The sequence below is a fragment of the Streptomyces sp. 13-12-16 genome (genome assembly GCF_002114215.1).
Lineage (GTDB): Bacteria > Actinomycetota > Actinomycetes > Streptomycetales > Streptomycetaceae > Streptomyces.
On sequence record NZ_NCTE01001191.1, the window covers coordinates 1 to 2,983 of the forward strand.

At 72.5% G+C, this 2,983-nt stretch carries 3 protein-coding genes and 1 pseudogene; 2 read left to right on the forward strand and 2 right to left on the reverse strand.

The window, feature by feature from the left end; translation table 11 throughout:
• Nucleotides 1-353 (forward strand): annotated as a pseudogene (locus tag B7767_RS37300) (pyridine nucleotide-disulfide oxidoreductase); the annotation flags it as partial.
• A 69-nt stretch (nucleotides 354-422) separates the two neighbouring features.
• Here B7767_RS37300 and B7767_RS37305 read toward each other — a convergent pair.
• Complete coding sequence (locus B7767_RS37305; RefSeq protein WP_085575867.1) at nucleotides 423-1,010, reverse strand: TetR/AcrR family transcriptional regulator; 588 nt, start codon at nucleotides 1,008-1,010, stop codon at nucleotides 423-425.
• A 188-nt stretch (nucleotides 1,011-1,198) separates the two neighbouring features.
• On the opposite strand from B7767_RS37305, the gene B7767_RS37310 reads away from it, so the two are divergent.
• A complete protein-coding gene (locus B7767_RS37310; protein WP_085575868.1) occupies nucleotides 1,199-1,759 on the forward strand; it encodes a hypothetical protein in 561 nt (186 codons plus the stop codon).
• A gap of 21 nt (nucleotides 1,760-1,780) precedes the next feature.
• Here the strand turns inward: B7767_RS37310 and B7767_RS37315 are convergent.
• Nucleotides 1,781-2,983: ATP-binding SpoIIE family protein phosphatase (locus B7767_RS37315; protein WP_179167457.1), on the reverse strand; the 1,203-nt coding region annotated here is incomplete at its 5' end.

Consider the following 2,983-nt stretch of genomic DNA (forward strand, 5'->3'; position numbering starts at 1 on the left):
CGGCCGGGCCGGGGCGCCCCGGCCTCTCGCGCCGTCTCCAGCGCGCCGCCGCACGACCGGTGGCCGCCGCCTGGGACCTGGCCGTCGGCCAGGACGCCCTGTACCCGGGAGCCGCCGAGACCCGGCCCAACGGCGTCGAACGCGTCCTCGCGCGCTTCGTCGACAAAGCGGTCGAGACCGGCGCACGCAATCCGCGCGCCATGGCGGCGCTGCTGGACGTCATGAGCCTGGAGAGACCCGCCACCCGCCTGTTCTCTCTGGACATGCTCGTCCCGATGCTCATCGGCCCCGGAAAGCCCCGCCTGCAAGGCCCGCCCCTCACCGAGACGGAGCGGAAGGCCGCTCTGTCGTAGCAGGAAGCCAGGAGCAGGGAGCCGGGCCGGCGCCGTGCTCGTCGCGGCGGAACGCCGGCCGCACCGCCCTTACGGGTCGGTACGGGCGCGCAGGATTCCCTCGACGCCCTGGAGGAAGGTCTCCGAGACCAGTTCGGGGTCGAAGAGGCAACCGGCTGCCATGGCACCGTCCCGGAGCATGACGAGGTGCCGGCCGTCCGCCTCGGCGGGTGCGTCGCCGGTCTCCGCCAGCAGCTCCGTGACGGTGTCCAGGAACCACTGCCGGTGGGCCAGGACGGCTCGGTGGACCGGGTGGGCGGGGTCGGGATACTCGGCCACCGCGTTGAGGAAGGCACAGCCGCGGAAACCGGGGGAGCGGATGCCTTCGGTGATGGACCCGGCGACGGCCCGGACCCGGTCGGCCGCCGGCCGACCGCTCGCCAGGGCGGTGGCGACCTGCTCCCGGATTCCCCGGTCGGCCTGTTCGAGGTAGGCGAGAACGAGTTCCTCCTTGCCCGAGAAATGCCGGTACAGCGTGGCCCGGGTCACCTGTGCCTCCGCGATGACCCGGTCGATGCCGACGGAGTGGATCCCCTCGGCGTAGAAGATCCGGCTTGCCGTGTGGAGCAGCCGTGCTCGCGCTTCGGATGTGCTGCCGTTCTTCGGGCTCCGACTCATGCCGCCAGGCTATCAAGTGGGTAGAACGTTCGGTCTTGACAGTGGCCGCGCCGATCCTCTTTGATCTGGGTGCGAGACAGAACGTTCTACCTCCTACTGGGCGGTGCCCTCCCGGCTCTCCGCGTACCCGGTCGCCGGGCGGGACCGCGCTGTTCCTCATCGATTCACCGTCACCGAAAGGCACTTCCATGGACACCCTCGTCGACACGGCCCCCACCGGCGTTCCCGCCGCCTTGCGCAAGCTGTACTTCCTGCGGTTCGCGTTCGCCGCCGCATGGGCCGCCCTGCTGTTCGCGACCGCCGAAACACTGGGAGCGCTCAGTGCGGTGCTGCTCCTGGTCTACCCCCTGTTCGACGTGGCGGCCGCGGTCGTCGACGCCCGGTCCGCGAAGGCGAACGGCGGTACGGCCGGACTCCTGTACGTGAACATCGCGATCAGCTCACTGACGGTCGTCGGCCTGGCCGTCGCCGTCACGTCGGGCATCCCGGCCGTCCTGCGGGTCTGGGGGATCTGGGCCGTCACCTCGGGACTCGTCCAGCTCGTCGTGGGCGCGGGCCGCAGGAAACTGGGCGGCCAGTGGCCGATGATCGTCAGCGGCGCCATCTCCACGGCCGCCGGCGCGTCGTTCTTCGCCCAGGCAGGCAGCGACGACGCCACGCTGGCGAACCTCGCCGGCTACGCCTTCCTCGGAGGTGTCTTCTTCCTCGTCTCGGCCCTCCGGCTGAACCGGACCCGCGACGGGGTCTGACCCCCCCCGGGCCCGGACGGGTCAGCCGGAGTCGTCGAACATGGCCAGCAGTGCCTGCTCGTCCGTCTCCGTTACGGGCTGTTCCGGCTGCGGCAGCTGCTCGGCCCATACCGTCTTTCCCTGCGGCATGTAGCGGGCGCCCCAGCTGCTGGTGAACTGCGCCACCAGGAACAGGCCGCGCCCGCCCTCCTCGGTCATGGCCGCCCGCCGGATGCGCGGAGAGGTGTTGCTGCGGTCGGAGACCTCGCAGATCAGTGAGTCGTCGCGCAGCAACCGCAGACACACGGGCCCCCGGCCGCCGTACCGCACGGCGTTGGTGACCAGCTCGCTGACCACCAGCCCGGTGTTGAAGTCCAGCTCCGACAGGCCCCAGGCGGCGAGCTGATCACGGGTCAGCGCCCTGGCCCGCGCCACGACCGAGGGGTCGGACGGGAACTCCCAGGCCGCCACCCGGTCCTCGGGCAGCGCGTGCACACGGGCCAGCAGGAGGGCCACGTCGTCGTACGGGCCGCCGGACGGGAGGGTGTCCGCGATCCGGTCGCAGACGTCCTCCAGTTCCGGGCCACCGTGGTTCAGCGAGTCCAGCAGCCGCCCGGTGCGCACGTCGGTGTCCCCGTAACCGCGGTCCTCCTTGAGCAGGCCGTCGGTGTACATCGCCAGCAGGCTGCCCGCGGGCAGGTCGACGGTGGCGGACTCGTACGGCTGGATCCCGCCGAGCCCGAGCGGCGGACCGCTCGGCAGGTCGACCAGCCGCGCCCGCCCGCCCGGCGTCAGCACGGCGGGCGGCGGATGACCCGCCCGCGCGGCCGTGCAGCGGCACGACACCGGGTCGTACACCGCGTACAGGCAGGTCGTTCCCGTCGCGGGGTCCTGCTCGTCGTCCGATTCGTCGGGAGTCCGGCTGACCAGGTCGTCCAGGTGGGCCAGCACCTCCTCGGGCAGCAGGTCCAGCCCGGCCAGCGTCCGCACCGCCGTACGCAGCCGGCCCATGGTCGCCGCCGCCTGCAGGCCGTTCCCCGGCACGTCCCCGACGACCAGCGCCACGCGCATCCCGGACAGCGGGATCGCGTCGAACCAGTCCCCGCCCACACCGGTCCTGGCGTCCGCGGGCAGATAGCGGGAGGCGAGTTCGGCGGCGCTCAGCCGGGGCAGGACGTGCGGGAGCAGGCTGCGCTGCAGCGTCAGGGAGGCGCGGTGCTCCCGGCGGTAGCGGCGGGGGGGGGC